Genomic DNA, 25,453 nt, shown 5'->3' on the forward strand with positions numbered 1-25,453 from the left:
GGGTTTGGTTGAGCGTGTGGGGGTGATCCCGTTCCGGTGTTGCGTATTCGCGGTTCGGTGTGTACTGTAGTTATCACGAGGTCGGGGGAACGAAGAACCGGCCGAGAATCCACACCACCTGACCCTGTTGGAGGGGATCTTCATGTCCGGCACCCAGACGTTCACCACCCAGACCGGCACCTACTCGTACTCTGTCTCCGAGGGCGAGAACGGCGAGACGATCTACGACCTGTCCCGCGTCTTCCAGGACGGTGCGCTGCCGGTCGGCGCGATCGTGATCCACCCGGACTACAACCCGTTCCCCGAGGTCCCGGGGCTGCTGAACGTCCAGTTCGGCAAGGGCGGCGCGGAGCGCGACGAGCGCACGGACGTCCCGATGCTGGGCGAGGAGCTGGAGGCCGCGTTCATCATCGGTCACCAGCTGGTCAACCCGGCCGACCTGGACGTCGACCCGGAGGCCGAGAAGGAGAGCGCGCCGAAGGTGCGGTTCCTCCGGGGTCACCTCCGGGCGGCGGCGACCGAGGTCAAGTCGCCGTCGACCACGGCCAGCAAGGCGACGTTCCTGGCGGTCCAGGACCTGGTGACCGAGCTGGTCAAGATTTACCGGGCCGACAAGGCGACCGCGAAGCGTGAGGCGAAGTACGGCAAGTTCCTCGACGCCCAGCGCGCCGAGGTCCTCGCGCCCCAGATCAAGGAGGTGGACGACCTGATCAAGGCCCTCCAGCTCAAGAAGGCGCAGCTCACCGAGAAGCTGAACGGCCACAAGGCCGCCTAAGCCACCCGACCAGGGCAGGGCGGCCCTCCACCCCCCGGAGGGCCGCCCGCGCCCACCACCCGGCCCCACGGAGCCCGGACCCAGCCCCTCCCACACCGAGCGCCTTAGCTGGGGCGCGGCGGGCCAGGGCGACATCAAGAGTGAGAGACCTACATGGACTTCAGCGAGGCAGTGCGGAACCCGGATCCGCAGCTCCAGGGCATCAAGGTCGGTGACCAGGTCGCCCAGTACGAGACGTGCCAGGTCCACTGGGGCTACACGATGGTCACCGTGGCCAAGATCGGCCGGGAGCTGATCCACACGTCGGACGGCCGGAAGTTCAAGATCGAGGACGGCATGGAGAACTACCGCTCCACCGTCAGCTACACCCGCATCGTCCGGCTCAAGGAGACCGGGATGCCGGAGCGCGCACCCCGAGCAGCAGCGGATGGCGGGCCCACCTGAGCAAGAAGCTCAGCGGCTACAAGGCCGCCTAAGCCACCGACCAGGGCAGGGCGGCCCCAACCCCCCGCAGGGCCGCCCACGCCCACCACCAGCCCGGCCCCGGCCCCCCAAATCCCCTCCACCCAGGGGCCGGGCCGGCACCCCGGGTGAACCGTCTGGACACGGCACGACTCGCTGAGCGGGCGCGCGGGGTTCGATTCCCCATTCACCCACCCGATCGCCCAACGGCCACTGAACCACCGAAGAGACCAGGGCAGGACCGGTCCGACCCCCCAGGACCCACCCGCGCCCACCCCGGGCCCGGCCCCAACACCCCCTCCTTCCCAGGGGGCCGGGGCCGGGCCCCACCACCATCGCCACCGCACAGAGGAGCCCTCACCTATGACCAGCGCTGCGCCCGATCGCGGGTTTCGCGTAGTTCTCGACGCCGACTCCATCTACCTCTCCGACGACGAGGGGGAGATCGTGATGTGGACACAGTCCGAATGGGTGGACGATCCGGAGCTCGTACTGATCATCGCTAATGCCATCACCATCGGCTACCAGTGCGGAGCCGACGCGGTGCGGAGCTGTATTACCTCCACATCCCAGGACACCAGCACAGTGAATCGTCAGGAGTTCATGGACAGGCTGCGTGAGCAGTGGGAGGCGCAGCCGATTGAGCAGTACGAGTTCCTCGAGCTGACCGGCATGGACTACAACGACTGGCTGGAGCACCGCCACGGCTGGCCGGTCGACGCGGCTGGCAACTGCCGCGTCCACTCGGAGCTGGAGAAGTTCCCGGCAACAGCCTGCACGGTCTGTTCGACCCTGATCAGACTGTACGAGGAGGGCGCGGTGGGGATTCGGTCGGCGGGGCAGTCAGGTGGCGGTGCGGCGGGCGAAGGCGGTGAGGCCGGGTAGGTCCGGTCGGCGCGCGGCGACCTCGGCCGACAGCGCGCGTACGGAGGGGCGGCGGGCCTCTTGCGGTGCGGCCCGCTCCACGAGTTGTAGCTGGGCGAACGCGGTCGGCACGTCGTCGGCGGCCAGCAGGGCGCGGGCGGTGTCGGTCGCCGCGCGGGCTCGGCGCTCCGGCGTGGGCAGCGCAGTCGGTTCCAGGCCCGCGGCGTACGCCAGGGCGCGGTCGACCTCGCCGAGCTTCTGGTGGATGCCGACCCGGTACAGCAGGCACTGCGCTGGTGACAGCTCCCCACCCGCCGGTAGCCGTCCGCAGTCGCGGAGGAGGCGGGCCGCGGTGTGTTCGGCCAGGGACGCGAACTGCTCGGCGGCGGAGGGCATTTCGGCCTGTGCGGCGGTGTATGCCGCGGTCAGGGCCACCATGCCGGACGCGTCCAAGACGGCCGCGGCCGGCCGGAGAGCGGTGTCCAGCGCATCGTGCGCTTCCCCGAGCAGCTGCAGGGCCGTGTCCGCGCAGCCCGTACGGCGCAGCGGTGTCGCGGCCGCGCGCGCGGCGGCCGCGAGGAGTACCGGTCGGCCCGAGCGCCGGGCCGCCGTCCCAGCCCGGACCGCGAAGGCGGCCGCCATGTCCATCTCGCCTTCCTTCACCGCCAGTTGAGAGACGAGAACCCATACCCCCGCCGCCCGGCCGGCGCCGACCGGGCCCGTTCGCTCGCTCTCGCTCGCGCGGGCCACCATCCCAGGGAGCACCTGGTGGAGCCGGTCGTACCTGCCGGCGGCGAACAGCCTGCGCGCGGCCGGCAGATCCCCCTCGGTCAGGTGCTGGCCGCGCCCGCTGGCCAGCACCGGTGTCGTGCCGCCCGTCCATAGCACCGCCGCGCAGAGCCCGGTGCCCAGTACCCTCCTGCGCTCCACGACCACGCCACCGTCCTCCCCTGCCGCTGTGTCCCGGGCGCCCCCGGGGTCTTCGGCCCGATCTTGCGACGGTACGGGTCCGGCCGTGCCTCGGGCAGGGCGCACACCCGGTCGGCTCCGCGCGCCCCTTTCGCCCTGGCGCGCCGGGGCCGGTGACGAGGGCGGGCAGACGGCTGTGCGGCGGCGGCCCGGAGGGCAGCGCGGTCTAGGGACGGCGGCGATCGGATGGGCCTCTCGCGCCTTCCGGCACCTGGCTCGGGGCACCGAGGCAGACGGTCCTCGTTCTCGTACGGGCTGGCGGCCGGACCGCGCCGTGTCTTGCATGGATGCCGGCACTGTTGTGTATTTGCGTTTCAGTGTGTACTGTTGTTCTCGTAAGGCCGGCCGAAGAACCGGCCGAAAAGCCACCCGCCCAGCAGACCGCCGCCCGCGGCCTCGTCGAGGAAGACGAAGCGCCCGAGGTCACTGGCTGGATCTCCTGGAGCAGCCCCACACAAAAGCGGTCTTTCCCCATGAGGGCCGTCCGCGCCTACCCGCACCACTCCGACGATCGTGAGAGCTCGCGTGTTCTATCTGATGAAGTGCCCCTGTTGCGGCCACCCGACGATGTTTCACGAACTGGAACGACACACCGCCCCGAGCCTCTTGATCGACCCCGAGACGGGCCTGCCGCCCGGCATCTCTCCCGACGGTCACCGTGTGACTCCGTCGCCAGAGGCCACGGCCCGAGCGCGTAGGCGACCCCTGTGCCAATCGTGTCTCGATGACGTAGAGGCCGGCGGCGCGGTGACCTTCTCCGTATGCCTGAAGGGCGAGCAGACCGCGATGGCCATCGCATCCGAAATGCCCCTCCTTGACGACGAGGGCCGGGTCATGGCCGTCCGCTGCCCGGCCGCCGGGTGCGGTGCGGTTGTCGATCTGATCAACGGCCGACTGGATCGCCACTTCGTGCGCGGCCAGGAGTGCCGGACGTCAGGCGTGCCGGTGATGGTCGGTGAGGGCTGATGGCCATCTACCGTCCCGGCGAGGTCAACTGCGGCCACTGCAACGAACCGACTGGGATCCCGGCTGACGACTGGGCCGGAGAAACCCGTACCGAAGACGGCGACTACGTCGCCTCCGTCGACCCCTGTGTGCGCTGTGCGGTTCACACCTACGGCACCCAAGACCGCTGTCCCGACGACTGCCCCGACTGCGCCGAAAACGACGCCGCGTAAGGCATCGGGGCAAACAGATGCGGAGTTGATCTCAACATGAGCACCCCCGTCCCGGGAACCGGGGCGAAGAAGCGTCCCGCGAGGCGTCGCAAGGTCAAGAACGCTCGGACCGGCTCCGTGGGGAGCAAGATCCTGCCGGGCCGGTACAGCGATGAGGGCGAAAAGGGGCCCTGGTTCCGCCGTCTGGTTCGCCGCGCCGAGACGCGCAGCTGGCGGCGTGAGGCATCGCGGTTCTGACGGCTGCTCTCAACCAGGCCTTCGACGTAACGCCGGACGGCCGAAGAGCCGCCCACACACCAAACGCCGACAGGTCCCCCTCCCCCGCAGGTGCGAGGGCGCCGGCCGAGTGACCGAAGCCCCTCTACTTCACCGCTGCCGACAGCGCCCGCGGTGCTGCCCCTCTTCATGCGCGCCCGCCGTGGCGCTCGATCCTAGGAAGAATCGTGTCTGCTGATCTGCAGCTCCGCATCCATTCGATTCCCGCTGGCGAGGTCGTCGCGCTTCTCGACCTCATGCGGGAGCACAAACTTCGCGGCGAGTATGAGCGTGGTCCCGCCGAGGCCCTCACGCTGGGGCAGGTCTACCGCGCCCGGGACGCCGCACTGGGCCTCTGCGAGGAAGTCGCCGCGCGGCTGGAGGAGGACGCCCCGAACGCCGTGTTCGAGCTGTGGCAGGACCCTCACTGGAGCGCCGACGGGCACTACCACGCGTACGCCCCCGACTTCGGGCACTTCGAGGCTGGTTGCGATGCCGAGGGCGCTCCCCATGTCGGCGTGCACGAGCTCATCCAGCGGCTCAGCAGCAGCCCGGAAGCGACACTCGGCGACTGGATGGCGGGTGAGGGGGCCGACCTGCTCGGCGTCGCCGTGCTCGCCGTGGTGGGCAAGTACCGGGCCCAGCAGTCGTCAGCCTCCTGATCCGGGCTCGCTCCTCCCTCTTCTCACTCCGTCGGGGCCGGCTGGCCCGTGATGCGCGCGGAGACGCAGCGTCGCCGCTCCGCGATCGCCTGAGCGGCGACGCACGCCCTCGGCCAGGCCCTCGTCGGCCTCCCCACCCCACGATTCACTGGAGAACTGATCATGGCGGACATCCGCATGCGCTTCCTCGGGCACCCCTGGGAGCGAACCACCGTCTCTGCCGATGCCGGAGGACGCGAAGAGCTGTTCATCGCCCTCTTCCTCAGGGCGATGGAGACCGTCCCCGAACTGCTCGCTTTGCCCGGTGACCTGGAGGCGTACGCCGTGCGCTGGGACGGCGAGGAGGTCTCGATCTATCACCCGGATGTGGAGCAGGCCATCTTCCGCGCCCAGCCCGACCCCGAGGGCTCTGCGCAGGGGGGCGCTCCGGTCGGGACGCGGCCGCCCGAGCTGTGGCGCGAGGAGCGCGGCCACGGCTTCTACCCGGCTCCGGAGGTGCTGGCCGAGATCCCGGCTCTGTGGGCAACGGCCTTGGAGCCGCATGAGCACAGGGTGGTCCGCCTCCGGTACTCCTCCGCCTGGGGCCAGTGGTACGTCGTTGAGGTCGACGACGCGAGCGGCCGGGCCTACGGGTGGTCGTGCCTGGGGGGTGACCTGTCGCAGGGCGGCTGGGGCCTGATCGATCTCCCGGCTCTGGAGTCATTCCGTCCGGACGGTGACCCGTCCCAGCTGGTCGTCCGCGATCTCGATTTCACACCCGATGCCGCGGCCAATGTCTTGCCGAAGGGCCGCCCTCACGATTCTTGCGGAGATGAGGAGTGCCCGGTGTGTCCGCCCGACTTCATGGCGGCGTACGTTGCTCGGCTGCGGGCCGTGATCGCGGAGCACGGGTTCGCTATCCAGCCGGTTCTTGGTGATGGGGGTTCTGCCGCCTATTGCTACACCATCGGTCTGCACGAGTCTCTGGGGCAGGAGTTCGTGATGACCGGCCTGGACGTCCGGGTGATGCAGGGCGTACTCCATTCCGTCGCCGAGCGGTTCGCCGGATCGTCTGGTCCGGTTTCCGGTGAGGTGCTGAACGGGCTTCTTGCGGACGGATTCCAACTGCTCATGCGCCCCGTGGAGTCCTTGGAGCCCTTCGCGATGCTGCGTGCGGTGTACGGCCAGGAGATTGCCGTGCCGTATTGGCAGGCCGTGTGGCCCGATAGTGACGGCGTCTTTCCGACTGACGCTTCCTGCTCGCTTTCTCCTGGAACCCAGCCACTTCTTTAGCCCTATTTCGGGTTTCCGACTCTTTATGTTCTAGGAGATTCTTCTATGCGCCAGCCTGAACCATTGAATGCTATTGACGAGCTGCGGCTCTTCCTGGATTTCGCGGTTCCGCTCTGCGGCGCTGAAATCGCGTACAAGCTCAGGCAATGGGGCCATTCGCGCGAGCAGGCCAAGGCCTGGCTACGTGGTGAAGCCGAGCGCGCTGGTGGCAGCCTGGGCGAGAACGGTGACGTGCTGCAGTTCAGCGATGGTCGTCCTCGGTCGGGACGCGCGCAGAACCGTGTGGTCCGGACCGCGAGCGAACTGGCGCGCGGCGTGGCCGCGGCGGCGCTGCTCGCCCAACTGGAGGGGAAGAGAGGTGTCGAGGCCTTCGGTGGCTTCTACGGTGCCACCGCCAAGCCCGGCGAGGCCGCCACGGAGCACGTCCAGGACGGCAAGGACGGTGCCGCCGGTGTCGCCGCTCGTGGAACCGGTCCTGTACGGAAGCCGGCGGCGTGAATGCCTTGCGGCAGTCTCCTCGCCGTGCTCGTCCTCGGTACCTCGTCCCGGCCGGTGAGTCGAGCTGGTGGAGATTCGGGCAGGGGCTCTCGGCGCACCCGTTAGGCTCGCTGTGGCCCGTGCCGGAATGGAGAGTGCGGGACAGGCCCCGGTCCCCGTGACGGGACGCAGTACGGCCGGGGCCGCCACTCCCGCCGGTTGATCACGGGCGGCTCAGTCCAGGCGGGAGAAGTCGAGGTCCACCAGGATCTCCTTCACGTCGACGTTCTCGTCGCGGCAGAAGCCCCGAAGCTCGTCCCACATTTCGGGGACGCCCTCCAGAGCGCCACCGAGCAGGGAAAGCTGTCCGCGGTCCTCGTCGTACTCCTCGGCGTGGAGGTAGACCATCTCCGCCTTCTGGAGCTCGCGTACGACGCTGAGCAGCGTCGTACGGTCCGCCGAGAAACGCCTCAGCACCAGCTCGAAGTCCGTGGTCTGCTCGTGCACGACGAGGGCGAGCACCTGCCGGGCCATCCGCGTAAGGCCGCCGACACGCCCCGCGAAGCGGTTGACCAGCTCGAGGAAGTCCTGTTCGTCCTCCGGGTCCTGGTTGGCATCCTCCCAGGCGAAGAAGCGGCGCATGGTGGTGGCGGGCTGGACCAGGGAGCCGTTGACCGTGTCGCGGAACTCGGCCTCGATGTCGTCGAGCGTGTACCGGTACTTGGCCTCGTGCTTCTGTTTGACTGCCCGCAGGTACTCGACGGTGTAGTCGTGCCGGGTGACGCTGCTGTCGATCAGGTCGTGGTGCACCCCGCACAGCAGCATCAGGTTGTCGAAGTCCCGCAGCTGTTCGACGTCCTTGCCGTCCCATGCCTCGTGCCGGGCGCTGCCAGGCTCGGCGCCGATGATGTGGGCGATCTTGCCGACCCAGGCGCCTTCATCTGTGACCAGCCGCGTTGAGCAGTGTGGGTCGCCCCAGGCGCATTCGTTGCCGGAGAACGCCCACAGTCGGCGCGCGACGCCGGACACCGGCTCCTTGCGGTTCCTGTCGGAGCCGTTCGTCCGCTTGGCCACAGCCCGCCCTTCCTTCGCCCTGACGACAACGCGCAGCGTAGTCCAGCGGTTGAGGTGCGGCGGGCGTGCTGGTTGTCCGGCTGCTACCAGCGCAGGGTCGGCCGGGGGCGGGGGGCGAGTTCGGCCTGCTCGGCGACGGCGACGAGGCGCTCGGCGGTCTCTTGGCCGACCGCCTCGACGAGGCAGTCGAGGTTCGAGGCGATCAGGAGCCAGGAGCGCCGCGGCAGCAGGCTCAGGCGGGCGACGGCATCTGCGAGTGCTCCCGCTTCCAGGGCCATCATGGCCTGGACGTCGGGTGTGTCGGGCTTCAGCGGCACCTTGGCCTCGCGCACCAGATCGACGGAGAGGGTCAGGTCGTCAATGACCGTGATGGCGGTGGTGTTCTCGATCAAGCTGGGCTCGTAGCTGCGCCCGAGATCGTGGGCCTGGTGGACGGTGATGTTCTCCTCGCGGTAGCCGGAGGCGAGAAGACGGCGCAGCCCGGCGTAAGCGGCGTGGGACTTGCCGGACCAGTGTGGTCCCAGGAGGAGCAGGCGGGCGGTGTCACCGGCCAGGATGGTGGAGCACCACTGGGCGATGGCGGGGTGGTCGGTCTCGGCATCGCTGAAGAGCGGGGGCACGACGGGCATCGGCACAGCGTATGTGGCCGCGTAGCTGGCGGTTGTGCTGGGTCTGATGCCGGGCGCCGCTGGCTGTCCGGGGTGCGGGGCGGGCCTGTTCTGGTGTGGGTGAACTTCGGGCGTTGTCGCCCGCGTCCGTGTCGTGGCCGGGATGATGTGGCACGTGCGGGGCCGCGGCGGCCGCGGGAGGGGGTCCAAGTGAGCAGGTGGGGAAAGCAGCAGGACCGGCTGGTGGTACGGGCCGTCGACGTGCTGTCGGGCGTGCTGAGCGGCGCGGCGCCGGAGCCGGCCCGCCGTGTCGTCGCCTCCCGGGCGCTGCTGACCGTCGAGGAGTTGGTGTTCCCACTGCACGAAGAGCTGGTGCTGGCGGAAAACGCGGACGCCGCGGCTCGGGAGGCCACCGATGAGCAGTGGGCGGACGACGCCGCAGTGCGCCGGTGGGTGACCGAGACGCTGGCCGAGCACGCCTTTTCCTACAACGAGCTCCATGAGGTGTGGGAAGACGATCCGGATCACGTCGAGCCCCAGGGGGAGCACCCGGTGTGGGCGCTGCTGGAGCTGTCCCCCCTCGCGCGGCGCCTGCGGCTATGGCAGGAGGCGGCCGCGAAGACCGCGGTCAGCCTGGGCGGCGACGTCGGCGTCGGGGCGCACCAGATCGGACACTGGGCGGCGGGCCGCTCCCGACCCGGGGATCGAGAGCGGGAGGCACTGGCCGGGGCACTGGGTGTCCATCCGGCGTGGCTGCACGCTTCGCGCGACGAGCAGCCCGATGTGCAGCTGTACAGGTTCGCGTCCTGCCCGTGCGAGAAGCCGACCGCCATGGCGCGCCTCGGGCTGGGCCGGGAGGAGCCGGACTGGTACGACAGCCCCGCCGAGCAGGCTGCCGCCGTGCACTGGTGCGGCTGCGGGCAGTCCTGGGTGAAGGACGCGGCCGGGTGGCTGCTGCCGCTGCCTCCGGGGGAGGAGCCGGCCCCGTCCTACGGGGACCGGGTCGACCTCGGCCATCCCCTCAGCCCCAGCCCCTCGGTGACGCTCGACGAGCCGTGGCCGCGGGCACTGTGGCAGCCTCCGGCCGGCAGGAAGGGCCGCGCCCGCACCGCCTACCGGGTCCCCGAACTGCTCACCCGCAAGCCGCAGCCCCTGCCCGTACGGCCGGATGTCGCGCGCGTCGTCGTGCCGGAGCCGGTGTGGGGTGCCGGTTCGGCGGAGCGGCTTGCTGCGAACGCGTCGTGGTGCCGTACCTGCCGGGCCCTGGCCGACGCGCCCAAGGGGGCGGCCGGCGGGCCGTGGGTTCTGCTGCACCGCAGCGAGCCGGAACGCGAGCTGAGCACCTGGACCTACCCCACCGAGAAGGACGCTCTGCACCACGGCGCCCATCTGGCCATGACATACCTGCAGCTGGACGACGGTCCCCTCGACCCCGTGGCGTTGGACCTGTTCACCGGCCAGGCGCATGCCCAGGTCATCGACCGGTTCCTCGAACTGCACCCCGAGACGACCCAGTTCGAGGTCGCCGAACTCGTCCCCATGCGCGCCGACGAGTTCTGAGCGCCGACGCGCTCCCTCGGCCGCGCCCGGTCAGGCGTCAGGCGTCGTCAGCCAGGCGATCCACGCGCCGTCCTGTGCCCGGCCCAGGTGAAGGTCCGGCGTGTGATCGGCCATGCGGGCGCAGATCCGGCCGTAGGCGCCGTGGCGGGCGGGGCACAGCCGGGCCAGTTCCTCGGGGGTGAGCGCCGCAAGGTCGTCGGGAAGGTTCTGGCCGGCCGCGGTCGCGCGTGCCTGGGCGCCTCGGCAACGTTCGACGGCGTCCCGCCGCTCGGCGAGCAGGCGGACCCAGCGCAGGTCGCTGTCGTCCTGGTCGCACGCGGGAGTGTAGAGGCACTGGCGCGCACCGTGCTCGTCGAGCTCGTCGACGACCGTCATGCCGATCGCCTCCAGCATGCGGCACGAGGCGCGGTTGGCCTTCTGCGTGACCGCGACCAGCGGGCCACCGCCGGGGACGGCGTCCGTCCACCAGCTGACGGCCGCGGCGACGGCCTCCCTGCCCAGCCCTTCGCCCCAGGCCGCGGGGAGCAACTGGTAGGAGACTTCGGCGCGGCCCTCGCACCGGTGGTCGGCGCCGATGGTCACCAGGCCGATCGGCCGCTCGTCGGCGACGCGGACGACGGTCCACGCGCCGGCCGTCGTCGGATAGGCGGCCTGCCGGGCGGCGACGCGCCCCTCCGTGACCGGACCGCCAAGGTGCGCGCGGACACGGTCGTCGGTCAACAACTCGCTCACCAGGGGGCCGTCTTCCCGGGTGACCGGCCGCAGGAGGAGACGGTCGGTGCGCAACTGGGCGGGCCAGACACGGCCCAGGGCGGTGTCGACGGATTCCATGGGTGCCACCTTGGCAGCGTACGGCTGCGCCCGGGGCGGCTTCGTTCAGAGAGTCCACCGGCGGGTGGCTGGGGTTACGGTGGCCGGGCCTGGCGGGTGGCGGGCGGCCGCAGGGATCGCACTGCCGATCGCGCTTTCGGTTCGTGTTCGATCGCCGGTGGGGGTGGTGTCGGTGGCGGGTGGCAGGCTGACCAGGAGAGAGGCAAGCCGTTCGGAGCAGCAGGAGAGGGCATACGTGGACCAGTTCAGGGGCTGGAAGAGGTACCCGCGCGTCATGGAGGGTGCTCTCGCACGCGCCGGCTACGCGGATGCCGAGTTCGCGGTGCGCCGGGCAGCGGCGCGGGGTACGACTGAAGCCCGGTGGTCGTGGATCGGCGGCGCTGCGGAGCTGACCGGCGAGGAGTGGCCCAACGGGCTGGAGCTGGTGTGGAACTCGTCCACGGGTTGGGCCTACCAGGAGCGGGGCGGTGACAAGCCCGTCGCGTTGCCGGTGCCGGTTTTGGCGGCACCGGAGGCGATCACCGCGCTGCTGCCGGCCCTGATGGACGGGCGCCGCAATCAGCTTCCCGCATCCGAGGACCGGTGGGAGCACGCTGCTCTGCTCGCGCAGTGGTCGGAGTCGGCCGCGGTCCTGGGCGACGACAAGTACGACGCGGCCTATCAGCGGGCCGAAGAGGAAGCCGCGACGTTCGACCGGTGGCAGAACGAGTTGGACGGGGTTCATCCTGCCGAGGCGCAGTTGCCCGCGGAGGTCGTTGGCATCGCCGATACCGACGCCCGCGGGTCCAGCGACGTCGGCGCGCTGGACGCTGGGGAACGGGCCCGGCGCGCACACGTGGACGTCATCCTGCAGTGGGCACTCAAGGCACGCGACGGCCGCAGCCACAACCCGGACCCGGAGGTGTTCGGGGCCCTGTGCGACTTCTTCACCCGCGCGGTGGTCTTCCCCGGGGTGATGGACCCCGACGACGGGCAGCGCCACACCAGCGACCCGTCGCGTGCCCTGGCGCATCTACTCATCCAGCACCTGGAGCACTACGGCATGGACCTGGAGGACCTGCCCGAGCTGGGGTCGCTTGATACCTCAGTCGCGCCCATCGGTGCTGCGTTGGCTGAGTGCGTCGCCCAAGCCCTGCGCTCCAGCCGCTGGTTCGATGACGCGGCTTCCGGAACCGACGAGGCCGGCGGCCTGGTGAGGTTCCACACCGTTTTCGGTGCCAAGGGTGTTCTCCACCTCGCCCACGAGGTCGGCCGGGACGGCGACCCGAACGTGTAGGGACCCCAGGGACTCGGTGATGCAAGGCACCGAGACGTCGATGACCGCCGAGGCGTCTCCCCTGCCCAGTGCCCCCGGCCGCCGGGAGGAGGACGGCATGCGCGTCTTCACCTGGTCGACCGGCCGCCCGGCCCTGCATGCTCGCTATCGTCTGGAATGGAGGTTCCGGGCCCGGCCCGAACAGGACGTGATGCAAGGGGAGTTCAAGTGACCGAGGTGCGGCCCAGTCAGCAGATGCGCGACCTCGGGGTCGTCCAGCGCGGCGCCCCGGTCCTGACCGAGACGGCCCGCCCGTTCGACCTGCCCGCCGAGCAGCAGGCCGCCGAGCAGGCCGTGGACGCGCTGTTCGCCGCCATGGAGCGGATCGGCCGGGTGCACCCCTTCGCCAAGGGCATGGGACTGGCGGCCCCGCAGATCGGCATCGGCCGCGCGGCCGCCGCCGTCCAGCCGCCCGACGAGGGCGCCGGCGCCATCGTCCTTCTCAACCCCCGCGTCACGGAGGCCTCCGGCGACGCCGACGAGCAGTACGAGGGATGCCTGTCGTTCTTCGACGTCCGCGGGATGGTCCCCCGCCCGCTGCGCATCACGGTCGAGACCACGACGCTGGAGGGCACCACCGTCACCACGGTGTACGAACGGGGTCTTGCCCGGCTCGTCGCCCACGAGATCGACCACCTCAACGGGATGCTGTACGTGAGCCGGATGCGACCCGGCGTCGAGCCGATCCCGGTCGAGCAGTACCGGCAGACCGGCCGGTCGTGGGCCTACGACTCCTAGCCAGGGACAGGCTGACGGTCTTCCACGACGACGGCCCCGGACCGAGGTCCGGGGCCTTCTCCGTTGCCGGTCGCACAATTGAGCCCGGGCCGGGCGGTGGATCGCTACGCTGGTCGCAGGTGCGGCGCTCCCCCCGTGGCGCCGCACCTCCCCGCTTTCATGGGCCCGCCGGTACCGCCGCGACAGGCGGACATCGGGCGTTTAGCCGCCGCTGGCCTGGTCCCCCTCGCCGTCCCGGCGGACAGGCCCGACCAGTGCTTCGGTCTCCTGGAAGAGCCGGTCCGTGGGGGTGAAGTCCCCCAGCTCGACCGCGAGCGCGGCGCGCACGAATGCGGTGAGCTCGATGCTCCCCTTGCGTACCTCGAAGATGCGCAGCACCCCGCCCGAGTACGCGGCGTGGTGTCGGCACCTGGCCTGCACGCAGTACCCCTCGGCAGCCTGGGCGAGCCGCATGAAGGCGGCGTCCTTCTCATCGGTGACCTGGGCGGGACAACCCAGGTGGTCCAGCGTGATCCGGGTGTGGGCGCGCTTCTCGGCCGGGCGGATGGTGAGCCGTCCGCCGCCGGGCGTGAGATAGCGGCCGGGCGTCACCGGGCCGTACGGATGGATCAGCGGCAGATCCTTGTCCACCACGTGCTGGGCGGGCAGTCCGTCGTACTCGAAGTAGGGGCCTGCAATGCCGTTGTGCTCGATTGCCATGCGGTCCTCGTCTCGGTCGCGGGGCGGGCGCCGGGCCGTCACGCGCTGGTGACGGGCACGTTCCGCAGCAGTGCGGCGGTCATCGCCAGGAGCGTCTCCGCCTCGGCCCGGTCGTACTTGAAGGTCTTGGTGACCGCGTCGTTGTGCAGGGCGCCGCAGGTCTGGCTGTAGAGGGCGTCCTGGATCCGCCACCACCGCTCGGTCTGGTTGCACTGGTTGGCCTGCTTCCTCGATCCGGGGTTGTCCCAGGTGACGTTCTCCCGGACCCACTCCAGCGCCCGCCTGACCTCCAGGATCGACGCCCGCACCTCGTTCGCGGTCAGCAGCCGCTGTGCCTCCCGCAGCGTCCGTCCAACCTCGTCCCGTTCCGGGTCGCCGAGCGGGTACGGCACGGCCATCTCGAACGCCGCAGACGGCCCCAGCTGCGCCAGCTGCTGTTCCCACCGGCTCTTGGCGATGGTGATGTGCGCCGTGTCCTGGGTGCTCCCCGGATACCCGGGCGCCTGCGGCAGGGTCGCGTTGAGGTCGATCTCGAAGCGGACATCGCCGGCGCGGCCCTCCTCGATGGCGTGGACCTGCAACGAGGTCAGCGGGAACGACAGGTTCACGCGGTGGACGGTCACCTTCGGGGTGTACGCCAGGTTCGCCGTGGTCCGGGCAAGCCGGGAGCGCTGCCCCGTCGCCTCGAAGCCGAACAGGTCCGCCTCCAGGGCGAGGATCTTCCCGGCCTCGGTGAAGGGCGACACCCCGACAGCGAGCTGGACGCTCAGCTCGTGGGCTCCCAGTGCGCGGTGCAGCCACGTCTGGTCGCTGCTGACTTCCACGGTGAACCGGATGTCGTCGTCGAAGCGGAGTTCCTGCATAGCTCCCCCAAAGGGCGTGTCGATCACCCGATTCTGCCGGGCGGGCGGCCGCATCACCGCCAATTTCCCCCGGCCGCGTGCTCCAGCCCGCAGACCCTGACGGGCCCGGCTCCAGCCACTCAGGCCGCGGTGCCGTCCGGCGCGCACGGCCCCGGCCCAACACCTCCTGTCCGCGCCGGGCGGTACCGCGGGGAGCGGGGGTCCTGGGGCCGGCGTGCTTTCATCCTGCGACGTCCCAGGCGTGTCCTTCGTCCGGGCTGGCAAGTCGTTGGTGTTCCGATCGGGCGGCTTCGAGCAGGCGTCTCCATGACGTGACCAGGGGGCGCCGTCGCAGGAGAGCCCGCCGCTCACGCTCGGTCATGCCGCCCCAGATTCCGTGCTCGATGCCATGGTCGAGGGCATAGGCCAGGCACTCGGTGCGCACCGGGCAGCCGGTGCAGAGGGCCTTGGCCCTGTTCTGGGCCGTGCCGTCCACGAAGAGCTCGTCCGGATCAGCGGTTCGGCAGACCGCTCGCTTACCCCAGTTCTCCTGGTCTTCCCCGTTCACCCCGACGCCGTCCTCTCCCCGGTCCGGCCCGCCGCACTCCCCTGGGCAGGCGCAGTCCGAGAACGGTACGGCAACCGCCTACGGCATGGGACATCGCCGCATTGCGGCAATCCCTTCGGGCGAAGGGGCCTTGACCAAGGCCCCAACGCCTCGTGCCCCCCTCAGCCGGTGCCCGAGCAACCGGGCATCACGGGCAACGATGCCTCGCCCGTCAGGGCACTGGTGCGCCGACGGATCGCCGCGAACATCTCGGCGCGGTGCTTCCTGATCGGGTAATCGATCCGGTCGTAGCGCAGTTGGAGAGCGGCGCTGCGATCTGGAGACTTCAACAGGACCAGGCCGAGGCTACCCCCGGGCGTCAGGTCCCGGTGACCGCACAGCTCCAGCGGCAGACCATGCTCCGGGTCGGTCAGGGCCTGCACCAGCTCGGCGCGGCGCAGGGCTGTCTCGGAATCGTGCTCGAGCTGCAGGATCCACCACTCCCCCAGCCGCGACTCGTGGCCGGTGACGACCTGGGGGACGGCGACGGTGTGGAGGAGTCCGAGGCGGCGCAGCAGCCCGCTGGGGAGCCAGGCGGCGTCCCGCCAGATCTTCTCGTAGATGAGCGGCTGCCGTTCGGTGTCCCACTGCTTCTCGTAGGGAGTCCAGGTGTCGCCGGCCAGCCAGCAGGCCTCTCCCCCGTTGCTCTGGATCTGCTGCGCAAGGGCTGCCTCGGCCTTCTGGAAGGCTCGTCGCGAGGGGCCGGTGAGCCGGATGCTGGTTGGCTGTCCGAGGCGGCGGAGCTCAATGCCGCGCTCGCTTCGTGCCGTGATTCGGCACCCGTTGAGGCCGTGGATCTCGTCGTCGCCGGTACCCACGCTCACCCGCCCGGGCAGCAGGCCGGCCAGCAGGCTGTCGAGGCTCGCGTTGCTCTCCAGGTGGAGCCTGATGCCGTCCGCGGTGGGCTGCACGTACTGGATACCGAAGGGGAACTCGAAGAAGTTCCGCTGGGAGCCGAGAACCCAGTAGAACACCTCGGACTCGAGGAGGAGTTGCTCGTGGTGGGCGGGAGCGGGGATGAGAGGGGCGCGCCGGGGGAGGTTGGCGACGACCTCGCACGCGAGCTGGCGGGGAGCTCCGGTGTAGAGGGCGTACGTCCGGGCCCGGCTGCTGGTCTGGGTGGCCGACATGGCGGGTACCTTTCGCTCCGCTCCGTCGGCCCGCGGAGCGTGAGGAACAGGCACTGGTGTGCGGTGGTGCGGTCGGTGAGATGGCTCTGATCGAAGCCGAGCTTCTTCGCCTCCGCCTTGAACCAGTGGGCCGAGGTTCGCGTGAGGAGCAGCAGACCGATGCCGCAGGGCGCCACCGTATCCCTCGGGCTCGACTCGACGGGGGCGCCACGCCGTTCGTCGGCTCGGGGCGCCGACTGCTATCGCACAGACGTACGCGCTGCCTCGGTGGGGACGAGTCCGTCTCCACGACGATGTCCTGGATGCCGGGCCAGGCCCACCTCCGCACCCCGGGTGGCCTACTTGGCAGCCCAGCAGCCCAAGTTGTTCCGGTTCCCCTCCGCCGCCCGGCGCGGCGCGTCCGGCGATCCCAGCAGACCGTACGGCAGATACCCGGACCGGACACCAAGTTCCCACCCATGGACCTGGACGGCGAGGCAGGCCAGGGCGAGGGTGCCGAGGGGGAGGAGGGACCGGGGCGCGGGATCACCGGCACCGGCCTCAACGCTCTCCCGGTACGCGACCAGCCGGGCGACGAGGGCGTCCTCGAAGGCGTGCTGGTCGTCGTCGAGGAGTACGCGGAGCAGCCGCTGGTCCGCGCTCAGCGCGTCACCGACCTCGTCGAGCCGCCGGGCGGCCTCCGCGCGCTCCCCGGCGTCCGGCTTGCGCAGCGGAACCGTCGGCCAGTCGCGGGGCAGATGCCCGGCCGCCTCGGTGAGATAGAGGCACAGGGCGTCCATGGCGGCGAGGTCCGCGGGGTCGGAGACGGAGGTGTACCGGTTGTAGGGCACGCCGTCACGGATGGCGGGCGCGTAGTCGCCGCGCAGCAGCAGCCCGGTGACCCGCTCCCAATCCCACACAAGCCCGCTGACGACACACATCTCGAACATGTCGAGCCAGGTCCGCGCGGTGGGCGCCTCCTTGACGACGTCCCGGAAGGTGATGGGCCCGTCCCCGAACTCGTCGTCGTCCGGGTCCGTGCTGATCCGCTCCCCGACGAGGGGGAACCGGAGCTCCTGGTCCCCGTCCGGGAAGCACATGATGCTCAGCACTCCCTGCACACACTCCGCCGCGGTGATGGCGACCGTGCCGGCCGCAGCGTCGAGCCCCGGCTCCGTCACCGTTCGCGCGGCGACATGGTCGAGCAGTTCGTCCGCCATGTCCCGGATCAACGCCGGCGAGATGCTGCCGTACCGCAGCCAGTGCCACCGCATGTAGGCCCGCCCGTCGATGTCGTCGAGCGCCTCGGCCAACCGCTGCTCGCTAATCTGATGGCATGTCACATCCCGCACGTACCTGGTCCCTTCATGAACTCCACGACTGGACGAAGCACGTTATCAACGGGCACTGACAGCACTTTAGCTCGCGAGGCCGGGCAGGAGCTGCTGGTCCGGTGCGGTATACACGAGGAGATCACAGACCGCCGCACTGTGAGGCGGCGCACCGGGGGTAGGGAATGACCGTTCCGCACGTGAGTACCGCGCTTCGCCCGGGGGACTACCTCCAGATCGCTTCGGAACGGATGGCCGTCGACGGCGTGCCGGACGGCGAGGGGTTCGCCCGGATCGAGCGGGTGGAGGTCATCACCGACATCGGTTTCCTGGCTCCCGGCTCCACCCACCTGCGTACCCGGGCAACCCGGCAGATCGCGGTCGTGTTCTGTCACGGCATGCCAGGCCCGGTCATGTTGCGCGAGGGTGATCAGTGGACCCTCGGCGAGGTCGACAGCGGCCGGGCCCGCTGGGATTCCGCCCATCCCTGGTGGCCAGAGACACCAGAGCCCCTGTTCACCGGAAGCCGCTTGGCCGCCGGACCGCACCCCTTTCGCAGCACCATCCGCGGCCCCGACCTCGTGGCGCCGGCCGACGAGACCGAGCCGCAGCCGCCGCGCCAGCGGGCAGCCGTGTTCGACAAACCGGCCCACCTGGTCATGGTTGGTGACTACCTGCAGATCCATGCCCTGCGGCACCCGAAGTGGGACATGCGCATCGACGAAGGATTCCACCGTGTCGAATGGATCGGCCACCTCGCCGGTGACGCCCTCGACGCTGTGCTGAACGATCCTGCCTGGGCGCGCGGTCGCCTTACCCTCGCCTCGGTCCACGGCCTGTCCGGCATCCTCGTGCTGCCCGAGGTTCCGGTGACCGTCCTGATCCAGCCCAACCCGGAGCGTCGCCGCTCCGACGAGGACGAAGCCTGGCACGAGGGTCCCTTCTACGAACTGGCCGGTGTCACCGAACCCGACCTCACCGAGCAGCTCCACGCCGATGCCCGTATACGGCCGGAGCCGCCTGGCTCGGAGGCCGCTCTGTACCCCAGCAGGTTCAGCAGCCCCGCCCAGCGGGCTCTGCACCTGGACGGCGTCACCGGCATACGCCCCGTCGCCGCCTCCCAGCTCCCCTGGCCACATGGCCTGTTCAAGTGCCCCTACGGTGAGCGGGCGAAGGCCCTGGCTGCCACCTACCCCAAGGGTCACAGCAAGACCGCCCACGCCGAGCTGTTCGCCCGGCTCGGCGATCAGGACTTCGCCGCCTGCACTTACCATCAGGCCGACGACTGGAGGGCGATCACCGAGGCCGTGCTCGCCTTCGCCCGCGCCGAACCCGACAGCGACGAACAGGACCGGCTCTACCGCGCCACGGACCTGAGCGAGCGCGACCGCGCCTGGTTTCGCTCCCTCATCGGAGGGGGCCACATCTGGTGGGACACCGGACAGCAGAATTTGACCAACGGCCAGCACCGCCTGTGCGCGCTGCGCGCCGCTGGCATAGAGGTGATTCCCGTCTACGGCCGGCACCTTCCCGACCACGACGAGACCACGCCGTCCCAGGACGCGCTGACGCACGCCAGGCGCACCGTGGAGGACTTCTGGCTTGTCCATGTCACCGCCGTCCTCAGGCCGAGCCTCCTCAGCACCCACCTGGCCCGGCTGCTCGCCCGCTACCCACGTCTGCGAGCTCTGCTACTGAAGAGCCGATAACGCGCTGGGCCCCGGATGGCGGGAAGACGAGTGGCGGGGTTTCCGGGATTAGATGGGCGGCAGCCGATGGTCACGCCGGATCCGGCGAGTATGCCCCTGGACGCCGCGCATCGGGGAACACAGTGCAGGGATTGACCGCCAACGTACCGAGCGCAGGCTGCCGGCTCGGGTGGTCAGCGTCCGAATGCTGCTGCCTTGGGTCCGGGTTTGATCACCAACGCGTTCAGCGGTCGCGCCCGCGTGGGCTGTACTACCTCCAGCCAGCCGTCGGCGCGGGTGACGCAGTACGGGATGCTCTGGTAGCCCTGCCACTTCCAGTTGACCCACCAGCGGGGTTCACTCCGGTGTCCCGCGAGGCGTCGCGGTGTAGACAGCCGCTGACCGGCCAGCTCGACGTCGTCGAGGTCGACCGCGAGTTCCTTCATGAGAGCCAGACCCGCCAGGGCAGCGCGGCGCAGCGGGCTGTCGTCGTTCCACCGGCGGAAGGCCCAGCGCATGTCCGGGGTCGCCAGCAGGTCGGTGTCGTCCGGCGCGTCGGAGAGCGTGATGCGCGAGATGGTGATGGCCTCTTGCTGCTGCCACTCGATCAGTTCTGCCCGGATCGGGCGGGGGATGTGCCGGTCAAGGCCTTCGAAAGCGTCGATCATGTCGTGGCGCTCGGCCCGGCCCGCTTCGGGATCCTCGTCGATCGCGTGGAGCACGCCGAGAGCTTCGGTGAGCGTGTCACCCCGTTGCCACAGCGGGAGCATGACCGTGCCTTCGGCCTCCAGTTGCTCACGCGCCGCGTCCTCGAACTGGAACTGCAACCCGCGGGATGACCCGGCGAGCGCGCGGCGCAGCGGCGCGTAGGGGTTGCCGCCGGAGAAGATGGCCTGGACGACGGCCTGGTTCATCCGTTCGTCGCGCTCGCACCGGACAGCGACGTCGACGTCGTGGGGCTCGGTGGCGCCGCGTGCGAAGCTGCCGAACAGCCACACCTGCCGGACCAGGTTGAGGGGCCGTTCCTGGGGGCCGTCGAGCCGGTGAAGCATCGCTTCGATCAGTTCGACAGCTCGCGTTCGCTTCATGTGGCTCCCTCGATCCCGCTGGCCACCAGGGTAGTGGCGGACGAGGACGTTGAATTCCACGCGCCGATGGCCATCCCTCAGAGGGGTGAGGAGTGGTCCTGACGAGGCGCGCGGTCGAGAGCTGTGTACGTCGTGGCGGGACGGTCGTGGCCGGTGATCAGGCCGGATCCGGCGGAGTATGCCCCCGGACGCAACGCACGGGGGGACGCGGCGTCCGGGGGGACTGCTGCTCAACGTATCGCGCCAACTGGCCTCTTATCGCACATATTCGGGGATTCGGATCACGGGGCGTGGCGCGGACTCGGTCTGCGCGGGAGAGCGGGATGCCGCGGAGACAGGCCGGAGCGTCGGGGCGGTCATCCGCTCCAGGGGACTCGTGCGAGCACAAGTCCCCGGACGTCGACGGCGCCGTTTGCCCGGAGTCGGCGCGCGACGTGCTGGAGCTGGGATCCGCTGGTGAAGACGTCGTCGACGAGGAGGATGGTGGCCCCCTTAATGTCGCCGGTGTCTCCGGTCCAGGTCAGGGCGGCGGCGTGCGCGACTGCGGCCACGCGCTTCTCGTCCAGAGTCCGGTTCGCGGACCGGGGCGTCTCGGCATGTTTCACCAGCCGGTGGGCCCCCGGTGGGCTGAGCGGGAAGACCCGCGTCACGTCCTCCGTGTAGGCGGCGTCCATGATCGCCTCGATGTGCTGGAGAGGCTGGCGGCCCGTGTGGGTGGGGTTCCCGACAACGTGGTCGACGCCGTGCATCGCCTCGGGGTGGCTTTCCATCCAGCCGACGAGGAGCCGACCGAAGATCAACGCCCAGCCCGCCCTCCCCTCGTACTTGAGCTTGTGGATCTTGTCGCGCAGGGCTCCGGAGTACATGGCCACCGCGTCGACGCGGGAGAACCCCCGCTCGGCCTCCGACAGCGCGCACACCCGGTTCCCGCACGGCCTGCCGGGCGCGACGGCCTGGGAGCAGACCGGGCAGTGGGGCTCGGCGACGGGCTGGAGGGTGCGGCCGGCGCAGTCGGAGCACAGGCGGGCGGTGCCGGTGATGCGGTAGGCGCATACCGGGCAGTCGGGGAAGCCTGCCGGATCCGGGAGACCTGCCGTCACAGGCCAGCCAGGGCGAGCTGCTGGCGCTGCTGTCCGGCGGCCTGGATGTCCGCTGCCTGGCCGAGGCGGTCGGTGATGTCGCTGGAGGCGGTGACCAGGATCGCCCGGCCCTCCTCCAGCATCTTCTTGGCCCAGGGCTGGGTGTCGGCGAGGGAGCGGATCAGGAAGACGAGCTTGCCGTGCTCGGCCGCCAGGCGCGCCTGCATCTTGGCGCCCGACGTACTGGAGGCCTCGATGACGACGCTGCCCAGGGTGGTGCCGGACGTGACGACGTTGCGGCGAGGGAAGGTGTACTTCGCCGGAGGGCTGGTGGGCCAGAACTGGCTCAGCAGCGCGCCTCCGGCGGCGAGGATCGCCTTGGCGAGCGGACGGTTCTCGGCCGGGTAGATCGGGGCGGCAATGCCGGTGCCCATGACGGCGAAGGTCCGGCCGCCGGCGGTGAGCGTGGCCTGGTGGGCGGCTGCGTCGATGCCCTTGGCGAGACCGCTGGCGATAACGACGTCGTGGTCGACGAGCTCGCGGGCCATCCGGGCCGCCCGCCGTAGGCCGTCCTCGGAGGCCTGGCGGGTGCCGACGATCGCGATGGAGCGGGCATCGCGCTGGTCGAGCTCGCCGCGGTAGAAGAGGAACGGCGGCAGGTTGCCGATCACCCTGAGGTTCGCCGGGTAGTCCTTGTCCAGGACGGTGACCAGGCGCGCGCCGGTCTTGCCGGCGGCGGCGAGCTCGTCATCGACGCGGGCGCGGGCGTCGTCCAGGCCGGAGGTCAGGGCCTGCTGCAGCAGGGGGCGGTTCTTGGCCGCGGCACGGGAGTCCTCGTGCAGTTGTCCGTCCATGAGCGCGGCCAAGCCCTCGGGGCTCTGGGCGCCGCGGGCGATCAGGCTCCAGTCGAGGGTGGCGTCGCCAGCGCGCAACGCGCACAGGGTCAGCAGATCGTGCTGGTCAGCGGTGATATCGAGGTCCATCAAGGTGTCCTTCTACTCGTGGCCCCGGGATGTTCGAAGGATGAAGCGAGGTTCTCGGGCCACTTCCATCATGGCGTACGCGGTCCTCGTACGGGAGGGAAGGGCACGGTCGGCTCGATCCTCGGGTCCGGTTCGCCACGGGGGCGCCAGCTCCGAAGGCCGGACGGCGGGCAAGATCAATCAGCGGTCTGCGCGGCGGCGATGAAGTGGGACATCGTGGCCTTCAGAGCGTCGTCGGGGCCCGGGCCTGCGGCTCCAGTGACGGACGTCGTCACGAAGTTCGTGGCCGCCAGGTGGTAGCTGACCTGGTACGGATCGATCGTCGTGCCGGGGCGCAGCTGGTAGGCGGTGTGGCGGGAGGCGCCGTACTTGCCGATGGTCAGGGCGATGACCTGTGCCGCCTTGGCTCTGGCCAGGAGGGTGCGAGCCCACTCAATGGACTTGCCTTCGGTGGTGAAGTCGTCGAAGACGATCACCGTCTTGCCCTTGAGCTTGCCCTTGTACTTGGGGTTGATCCGGACGGTGCGGGCCTGTGCGCCGATCGAGATGTCCGCCGTGCTCACCTGGCCCCAGTTCTTCTTCGCCCGCTCCCAGCTGGTGTCCGGGGCCTGGGCGACGCGCTCAAGGAGGTCCTCGCGATAGTAGGAGCCGACCATCACCTTCGCCTTGGTGAGGAAGCCAGCGAGCTGCTGGCTGACCTTGCCCGGGGAGCTGCTGGGGTAGACGCAGAAGAGGCTGCGGTGGGGCAGGGTGCCGTCGAGGTAGGCGGAGGACAGCAGGCGCAGCATCAGGATGTCGCGGGCGTCCTGGTTGCCGACGGTGATCGTGCGGCCGCGGGTGAAGATGTCCTGGAGCTCGAAGGTCCGGCCGGGGGCCTGGGGGAAGCGCACGTTGGGAGGCAGCAGCGAGCGGATCTTGAAGGAGCGGGCGGGGTCGTCGTGGCTGAAGGCCCAGCGGGGCTCGTCCAGGAGGAATTGCTCCAGGAGCTCGCCGACGTCCGCCGGCTCGTCGGCCGACAGGGGGGTCATGCCCTTGTTGTCGCGGACGTGGTTGGCCCAGCGGGCGTGGATGTAGACGACGCCAGCGTTGATGCCGGTGCGCCAGTCCCACTCCGAGGTTCCCACCATGGCGATCTGATTCGTGCGCAGCTTGAGGCGGTCGGCGACCGTCAGCAGCCAGGCGCCGCTGCCGCGGGCCGGCCTGCCGGGGATGTCGTCACGGCACAGGTGGAGGGCGGGGGCGGGCAGACCGGCGGCCCTCATGGCGGCTTCGGCGTCGATGGAGTCGGTCGTGAGCAGCACGAAGGAGACGTCGTGTTCGTCGAGCCACTGCAGGAAGTCGGCGATCCCGTCGTGGGGGCGTCCGGGTGAGCGCAGGACCGCCTTGTAGTCGATCGCGACCGCGCGCACCGTGCTCGTCTCGTCCATCGCCGCCCCCATTGCTGTGCCATGGTCATGAGCTGACCCTCTTGCCATGATCTCAGCCGGTCTGACCGCGCACCTTCGGTTTCCGAATCCCCCGCTCCCGTGGCAGCCCGTACGACTCCGTCACCGGCGGACTCGCCGCCACAAGCGTCACACCAGCCTCAACGTCGTTAAATAACCCACTCCTCTGCTCCGAGCGGCCTGTAGGGCACGAGGGTCACCCCGGCCCCCGGAACGGAGGCATGGACGATGGAAGAGCAGAACACCCGCACGGTGACCGTCGAGAAGATCGTGGTGGGACTGGCCCAGCGGCCTGGGACGGAGCCGCCCTGCGCGGACGGAGCCGACGTGCAGCGCCGCGGGGAGATGGTGAGTGCCGCAGTGGTCGACGGGGCCGGCCATCATCCGGAGGTGGTCCGGTACGCGGCGATCATCCCGGCGGTGATCACCCACATCGGGACCGTGGTGGGCGGGCTGGCTGGCCTGATGGCGGCCGGGCAGATGGCCGCGTCCTACGACCGGCCCCCGCACGCGTCCGCGGTCTTCGCCTGCGCGCAGCCGGGACAGCCGACCAGCGTCCACTGGATCGGGGACTGCAGGGCGTACGGGTGGGACGGGGTCTCGCTCAGGCAGTGGTCGACCGACCAGACGATGGGTGAGTGGCTGCGGATCAACGGGGGCGCGGCGGTGGAGCTCGCGGCGGAGGTCCACGACAACTGGTCGCGGCTCGGGCTGGCCCAGGCCGGGGCGGCGACGTGCCGGCAGGTGCAGGTCCCCTCGGAGGTCCCGTTGGTGCTGCTGGTGTCCGACGGGGTCTCCGACCAGGTGCCCCTGGAGGTGCTGGCCCGGCTGTGTCGCATGTACGCGGCCGGCCCGCAGTTGCTCGCGGACGCCTTGGTCGCGGCGGCTGCCGAGGACGAGAGCGGGTACCGCGACGACGCCACCGTGATCGTCCTGCTTCGGGCGGAGGGCTGAGGGCCGCCCTTGTCCGGGGCGGGGAACGGCGGGTCGGGGCGGGTCAGGCTTCCGGGAGGTCGCGGGGCTCGGGTCGGTCCGACGGCGGGGTGAGGCGTTCAGCCAGGACGAGTAGCAGCAGCACGGCGACGGCCCCGAGGAGGATGGCCGACCACCCGATCGTCCACGACGCGCTCTGGGTGCGGATCACGGTGGGTGTGAGCACCACCATGGCAGCGACCATGCCGCAAGGAAGGATCCACTGCCGCCTCATGCCCGGTTGCCCAGCACGGCGTTGTCGGGCTGGCTCCCGTCTTCGGTGTGACTATCCGGGTGTTGAGGATGGCTTCGCCACGGAGCGGCCATGTCGATGAGCTCCTGGAGGAGCTGCTCGGCTGTGGCGAGGTCGTCGGCGTGTACGGCCGTAGCGAAGTCCTTCTCCAGATCGTGGGCTGCGGTCCAGTCGGCCTCGTACTCGTCGCGGCCGTTGGGGTATTGCTCGCGGCGCCGTTCCTCGAGCCGGTCGACGATGAACTGATAGAGGCGTACGCCGGTCTGCTGGTCCAGGGGCATGTGGTGAGGTCTTTCGGGCTCGGGACGTCTGGTCGG

29 protein-coding genes are annotated in these 25,453 nt (G+C 70.3%); 14 read left to right on the forward strand and 15 right to left on the reverse strand.

Annotated features, from left to right (window positions below; all coding sequences use genetic code 11):
• The first annotated feature begins 142 nt into the window (after positions 1–142).
• The 3 genes from ADK41_RS00005 to ADK41_RS00015 all read left to right on the forward strand — a co-directional run bounded on the left by ADK41_RS00005 (position 143) and on the right by ADK41_RS00015 (position 2,122).
• The gene (locus tag ADK41_RS00005) at positions 143–775 is read left to right on the forward strand and encodes a hypothetical protein (RefSeq protein WP_078661789.1); all 633 of its coding nucleotides are present in this window, start codon (positions 143–145) and stop codon (positions 773–775) included.
• A 153-nt stretch (positions 776–928) separates the two neighbouring features.
• Positions 929–1,219, forward strand: coding sequence for a hypothetical protein (locus ADK41_RS00010; RefSeq protein ID WP_030819783.1), 291 nt, complete (start codon positions 929–931; stop codon positions 1,217–1,219).
• 381 nt (positions 1,220–1,600) lie between these two features.
• A complete protein-coding gene (locus ADK41_RS00015; protein WP_030819780.1) occupies positions 1,601–2,122 on the forward strand; it encodes a hypothetical protein in 522 nt (173 codons plus the stop codon).
• Here ADK41_RS00015 and ADK41_RS00020 read toward each other — a convergent pair.
• Entirely contained in the window at positions 2,081–3,031 is a 951-nt protein-coding gene (locus tag ADK41_RS00020) for a hypothetical protein (protein WP_030819778.1), read from the reverse strand. The two genes, ADK41_RS00015 and ADK41_RS00020, sit on opposite strands and share 42 nt — an antisense overlap.
• Positions 3,032–3,595: 564 nt before the next feature.
• Here ADK41_RS00020 and ADK41_RS42655 point away from each other — a divergent pair.
• From ADK41_RS42655 to ADK41_RS38485, 5 genes are all read left to right on the forward strand, one after another.
• Positions 3,596–4,036, forward strand: coding sequence for a hypothetical protein (locus ADK41_RS42655; protein ID WP_234318571.1), 441 nt, complete (start codon positions 3,596–3,598; stop codon positions 4,034–4,036).
• Positions 4,036–4,248, forward strand: a complete 213-nt coding sequence (locus tag ADK41_RS00030; protein ID WP_030819773.1) for a hypothetical protein — start codon at positions 4,036–4,038, stop codon at positions 4,246–4,248. The genes ADK41_RS42655 and ADK41_RS00030 overlap by 1 nt, the downstream gene beginning before the upstream one ends.
• 443 nt (positions 4,249–4,691) lie before the next feature.
• Positions 4,692–5,165: a hypothetical protein gene (locus ADK41_RS00035; RefSeq protein ID WP_051842915.1), complete on the forward strand. Its 474-nt coding sequence runs from the start codon at positions 4,692–4,694 to the stop codon at positions 5,163–5,165.
• Between the two features lie 162 nt (positions 5,166–5,327).
• On the forward strand, positions 5,328–6,437 hold the full coding sequence (locus ADK41_RS00040) for a DUF4262 domain-containing protein (protein ID WP_030819767.1): 1,110 nt from the start codon (positions 5,328–5,330) through the stop codon (positions 6,435–6,437).
• A 45-nt stretch (positions 6,438–6,482) separates the two neighbouring features.
• Positions 6,483–6,935: a hypothetical protein gene (locus ADK41_RS38485; RefSeq protein ID WP_199822358.1), complete on the forward strand. Its 453-nt coding sequence runs from the start codon at positions 6,483–6,485 to the stop codon at positions 6,933–6,935.
• Between the two features lie 213 nt (positions 6,936–7,148).
• Here the strand turns inward: ADK41_RS38485 and ADK41_RS00050 are convergent, their stop codons facing one another.
• Both ADK41_RS00050 and ADK41_RS00055 read right to left on the reverse strand, forming a co-directional pair.
• On the reverse strand, positions 7,149–7,988 hold the full coding sequence (locus ADK41_RS00050; protein WP_051842913.1) for an HNH endonuclease: 840 nt from the start codon (positions 7,986–7,988) through the stop codon (positions 7,149–7,151).
• A gap of 83 nt (positions 7,989–8,071) precedes the next feature.
• Complete coding sequence (locus tag ADK41_RS00055) at positions 8,072–8,617, reverse strand: hypothetical protein (protein WP_030819761.1); 546 nt, start codon at positions 8,615–8,617, stop codon at positions 8,072–8,074.
• 189 nt (positions 8,618–8,806) lie between these two features.
• Between ADK41_RS00055 and ADK41_RS00060 the strand changes: the two genes are divergently transcribed.
• Positions 8,807–10,156, forward strand: a complete 1,350-nt coding sequence (locus tag ADK41_RS00060) for a helix-turn-helix domain-containing protein (RefSeq protein ID WP_234318570.1) — start codon at positions 8,807–8,809, stop codon at positions 10,154–10,156.
• 30 nt (positions 10,157–10,186) lie between these two features.
• Here ADK41_RS00060 and ADK41_RS00065 read toward each other — a convergent pair whose 3' ends face one another.
• Positions 10,187–10,987 carry a GNAT family N-acetyltransferase gene (locus ADK41_RS00065; protein WP_051842912.1) on the reverse strand — a complete coding sequence of 267 codons (801 nt, stop codon included), beginning with the start codon at positions 10,985–10,987 and terminating at the stop codon, positions 10,187–10,189.
• 235 nt (positions 10,988–11,222) lie between these two features.
• On the opposite strand from ADK41_RS00065, the gene ADK41_RS41490 reads away from it, so the two are divergent.
• From ADK41_RS41490 to ADK41_RS00080, 3 genes are read left to right on the forward strand one after another with little or no spacing between them, the layout of a single operon-like run.
• A complete protein-coding gene (locus ADK41_RS41490) occupies positions 11,223–12,263 on the forward strand; it encodes a hypothetical protein (protein WP_030819756.1) in 1,041 nt (346 codons plus the stop codon).
• A gap of 19 nt (positions 12,264–12,282) precedes the next feature.
• Positions 12,283–12,474 carry a hypothetical protein gene (locus ADK41_RS00075; protein ID WP_030819754.1) on the forward strand — a complete coding sequence of 64 codons (192 nt, stop codon included), beginning with the start codon at positions 12,283–12,285 and terminating at the stop codon, positions 12,472–12,474.
• On the forward strand, positions 12,471–13,040 hold the full coding sequence (locus ADK41_RS00080) for a peptide deformylase (RefSeq protein ID WP_030819752.1): 570 nt from the start codon (positions 12,471–12,473) through the stop codon (positions 13,038–13,040). Before ADK41_RS00075 ends, ADK41_RS00080 begins: the two co-directional genes overlap by 4 nt.
• Positions 13,041–13,241: 201 nt before the next feature.
• Here the strand turns inward: ADK41_RS00080 and ADK41_RS00085 are convergent, their stop codons facing one another.
• The 5 genes from ADK41_RS00085 to ADK41_RS00100 all read right to left on the reverse strand — a co-directional run bounded on the left by ADK41_RS00085 (position 13,242) and on the right by ADK41_RS00100 (position 17,649).
• Positions 13,242–13,739 carry a DUF6420 family protein gene (locus ADK41_RS00085; protein ID WP_030819750.1) on the reverse strand — a complete coding sequence of 166 codons (498 nt, stop codon included), beginning with the start codon at positions 13,737–13,739 and terminating at the stop codon, positions 13,242–13,244.
• A gap of 38 nt (positions 13,740–13,777) precedes the next feature.
• Complete coding sequence (locus ADK41_RS00090; protein WP_030819748.1) at positions 13,778–14,602, reverse strand: hypothetical protein; 825 nt, start codon at positions 14,600–14,602, stop codon at positions 13,778–13,780.
• A gap of 220 nt (positions 14,603–14,822) precedes the next feature.
• The gene (locus tag ADK41_RS38490; RefSeq protein WP_030819747.1) at positions 14,823–15,149 is read right to left on the reverse strand and encodes a WhiB family transcriptional regulator; all 327 of its coding nucleotides are present in this window, start codon (positions 15,147–15,149) and stop codon (positions 14,823–14,825) included.
• 161 nt (positions 15,150–15,310) lie between these two features.
• The gene (locus ADK41_RS00095; protein ID WP_030819746.1) at positions 15,311–16,318 is read right to left on the reverse strand and encodes a hypothetical protein; all 1,008 of its coding nucleotides are present in this window, start codon (positions 16,316–16,318) and stop codon (positions 15,311–15,313) included.
• 338 nt (positions 16,319–16,656) lie between these two features.
• On the reverse strand, positions 16,657–17,649 hold the full coding sequence (locus ADK41_RS00100; protein ID WP_030819744.1) for an immunity 49 family protein: 993 nt from the start codon (positions 17,647–17,649) through the stop codon (positions 16,657–16,659).
• Between the two features lie 179 nt (positions 17,650–17,828).
• Between ADK41_RS00100 and ADK41_RS42660 the strand changes: the two genes are divergently transcribed.
• Positions 17,829–19,337 carry a hypothetical protein gene (locus ADK41_RS42660; RefSeq protein ID WP_234318569.1) on the forward strand — a complete coding sequence of 503 codons (1,509 nt, stop codon included), beginning with the start codon at positions 17,829–17,831 and terminating at the stop codon, positions 19,335–19,337.
• Between the two features lie 173 nt (positions 19,338–19,510).
• Here ADK41_RS42660 and ADK41_RS00110 read toward each other — a convergent pair whose 3' ends face one another.
• The 4 genes from ADK41_RS00110 to ADK41_RS00125 all read right to left on the reverse strand — a co-directional run bounded on the left by ADK41_RS00110 (position 19,511) and on the right by ADK41_RS00125 (position 23,893).
• Positions 19,511–20,464 carry a nucleotidyltransferase domain-containing protein gene (locus ADK41_RS00110; RefSeq protein WP_234318568.1) on the reverse strand — a complete coding sequence of 318 codons (954 nt, stop codon included), beginning with the start codon at positions 20,462–20,464 and terminating at the stop codon, positions 19,511–19,513.
• Between the two features lie 296 nt (positions 20,465–20,760).
• Positions 20,761–21,504 carry a ComF family protein gene (locus ADK41_RS42665; protein WP_234310084.1) on the reverse strand — a complete coding sequence of 248 codons (744 nt, stop codon included), beginning with the start codon at positions 21,502–21,504 and terminating at the stop codon, positions 20,761–20,763.
• Positions 21,501–22,466, reverse strand: a complete 966-nt coding sequence (locus tag ADK41_RS00120; RefSeq protein ID WP_030819739.1) for a DNA-processing protein DprA — start codon at positions 22,464–22,466, stop codon at positions 21,501–21,503. The genes ADK41_RS42665 and ADK41_RS00120 overlap by 4 nt, the downstream gene beginning before the upstream one ends.
• A 176-nt stretch (positions 22,467–22,642) precedes the next feature.
• Positions 22,643–23,893 (reverse strand): hypothetical protein, encoded by a 1,251-nt coding sequence (locus ADK41_RS00125; protein ID WP_158717632.1) that lies wholly within the window; start codon positions 23,891–23,893, stop codon positions 22,643–22,645.
• A gap of 246 nt (positions 23,894–24,139) precedes the next feature.
• Here ADK41_RS00125 and ADK41_RS00130 point away from each other — a divergent pair, with 246 nt between their 5' ends.
• Complete coding sequence (locus tag ADK41_RS00130; protein WP_030819736.1) at positions 24,140–24,865, forward strand: SpoIIE family protein phosphatase; 726 nt, start codon at positions 24,140–24,142, stop codon at positions 24,863–24,865.
• A gap of 43 nt (positions 24,866–24,908) precedes the next feature.
• On the opposite strand, the gene ADK41_RS41940 is transcribed toward ADK41_RS00130, so the two are convergent.
• On the reverse strand, positions 24,909–25,076 hold the full coding sequence (locus ADK41_RS41940) for a hypothetical protein (RefSeq protein WP_167353437.1): 168 nt from the start codon (positions 25,074–25,076) through the stop codon (positions 24,909–24,911).
• A gap of 38 nt (positions 25,077–25,114) precedes the next feature.
• Positions 25,115–25,417, reverse strand: coding sequence for a hypothetical protein (locus ADK41_RS00140; protein WP_051842910.1), 303 nt, complete (start codon positions 25,415–25,417; stop codon positions 25,115–25,117).
• Between the last annotated feature and the right edge of the window lie 36 nt (positions 25,418–25,453).

This window comes from Streptomyces caelestis, from assembly GCF_001279005.1.
Classification (GTDB): Bacteria; Actinomycetota; Actinomycetes; order Streptomycetales; family Streptomycetaceae; genus Streptomyces; species Streptomyces heliomycini.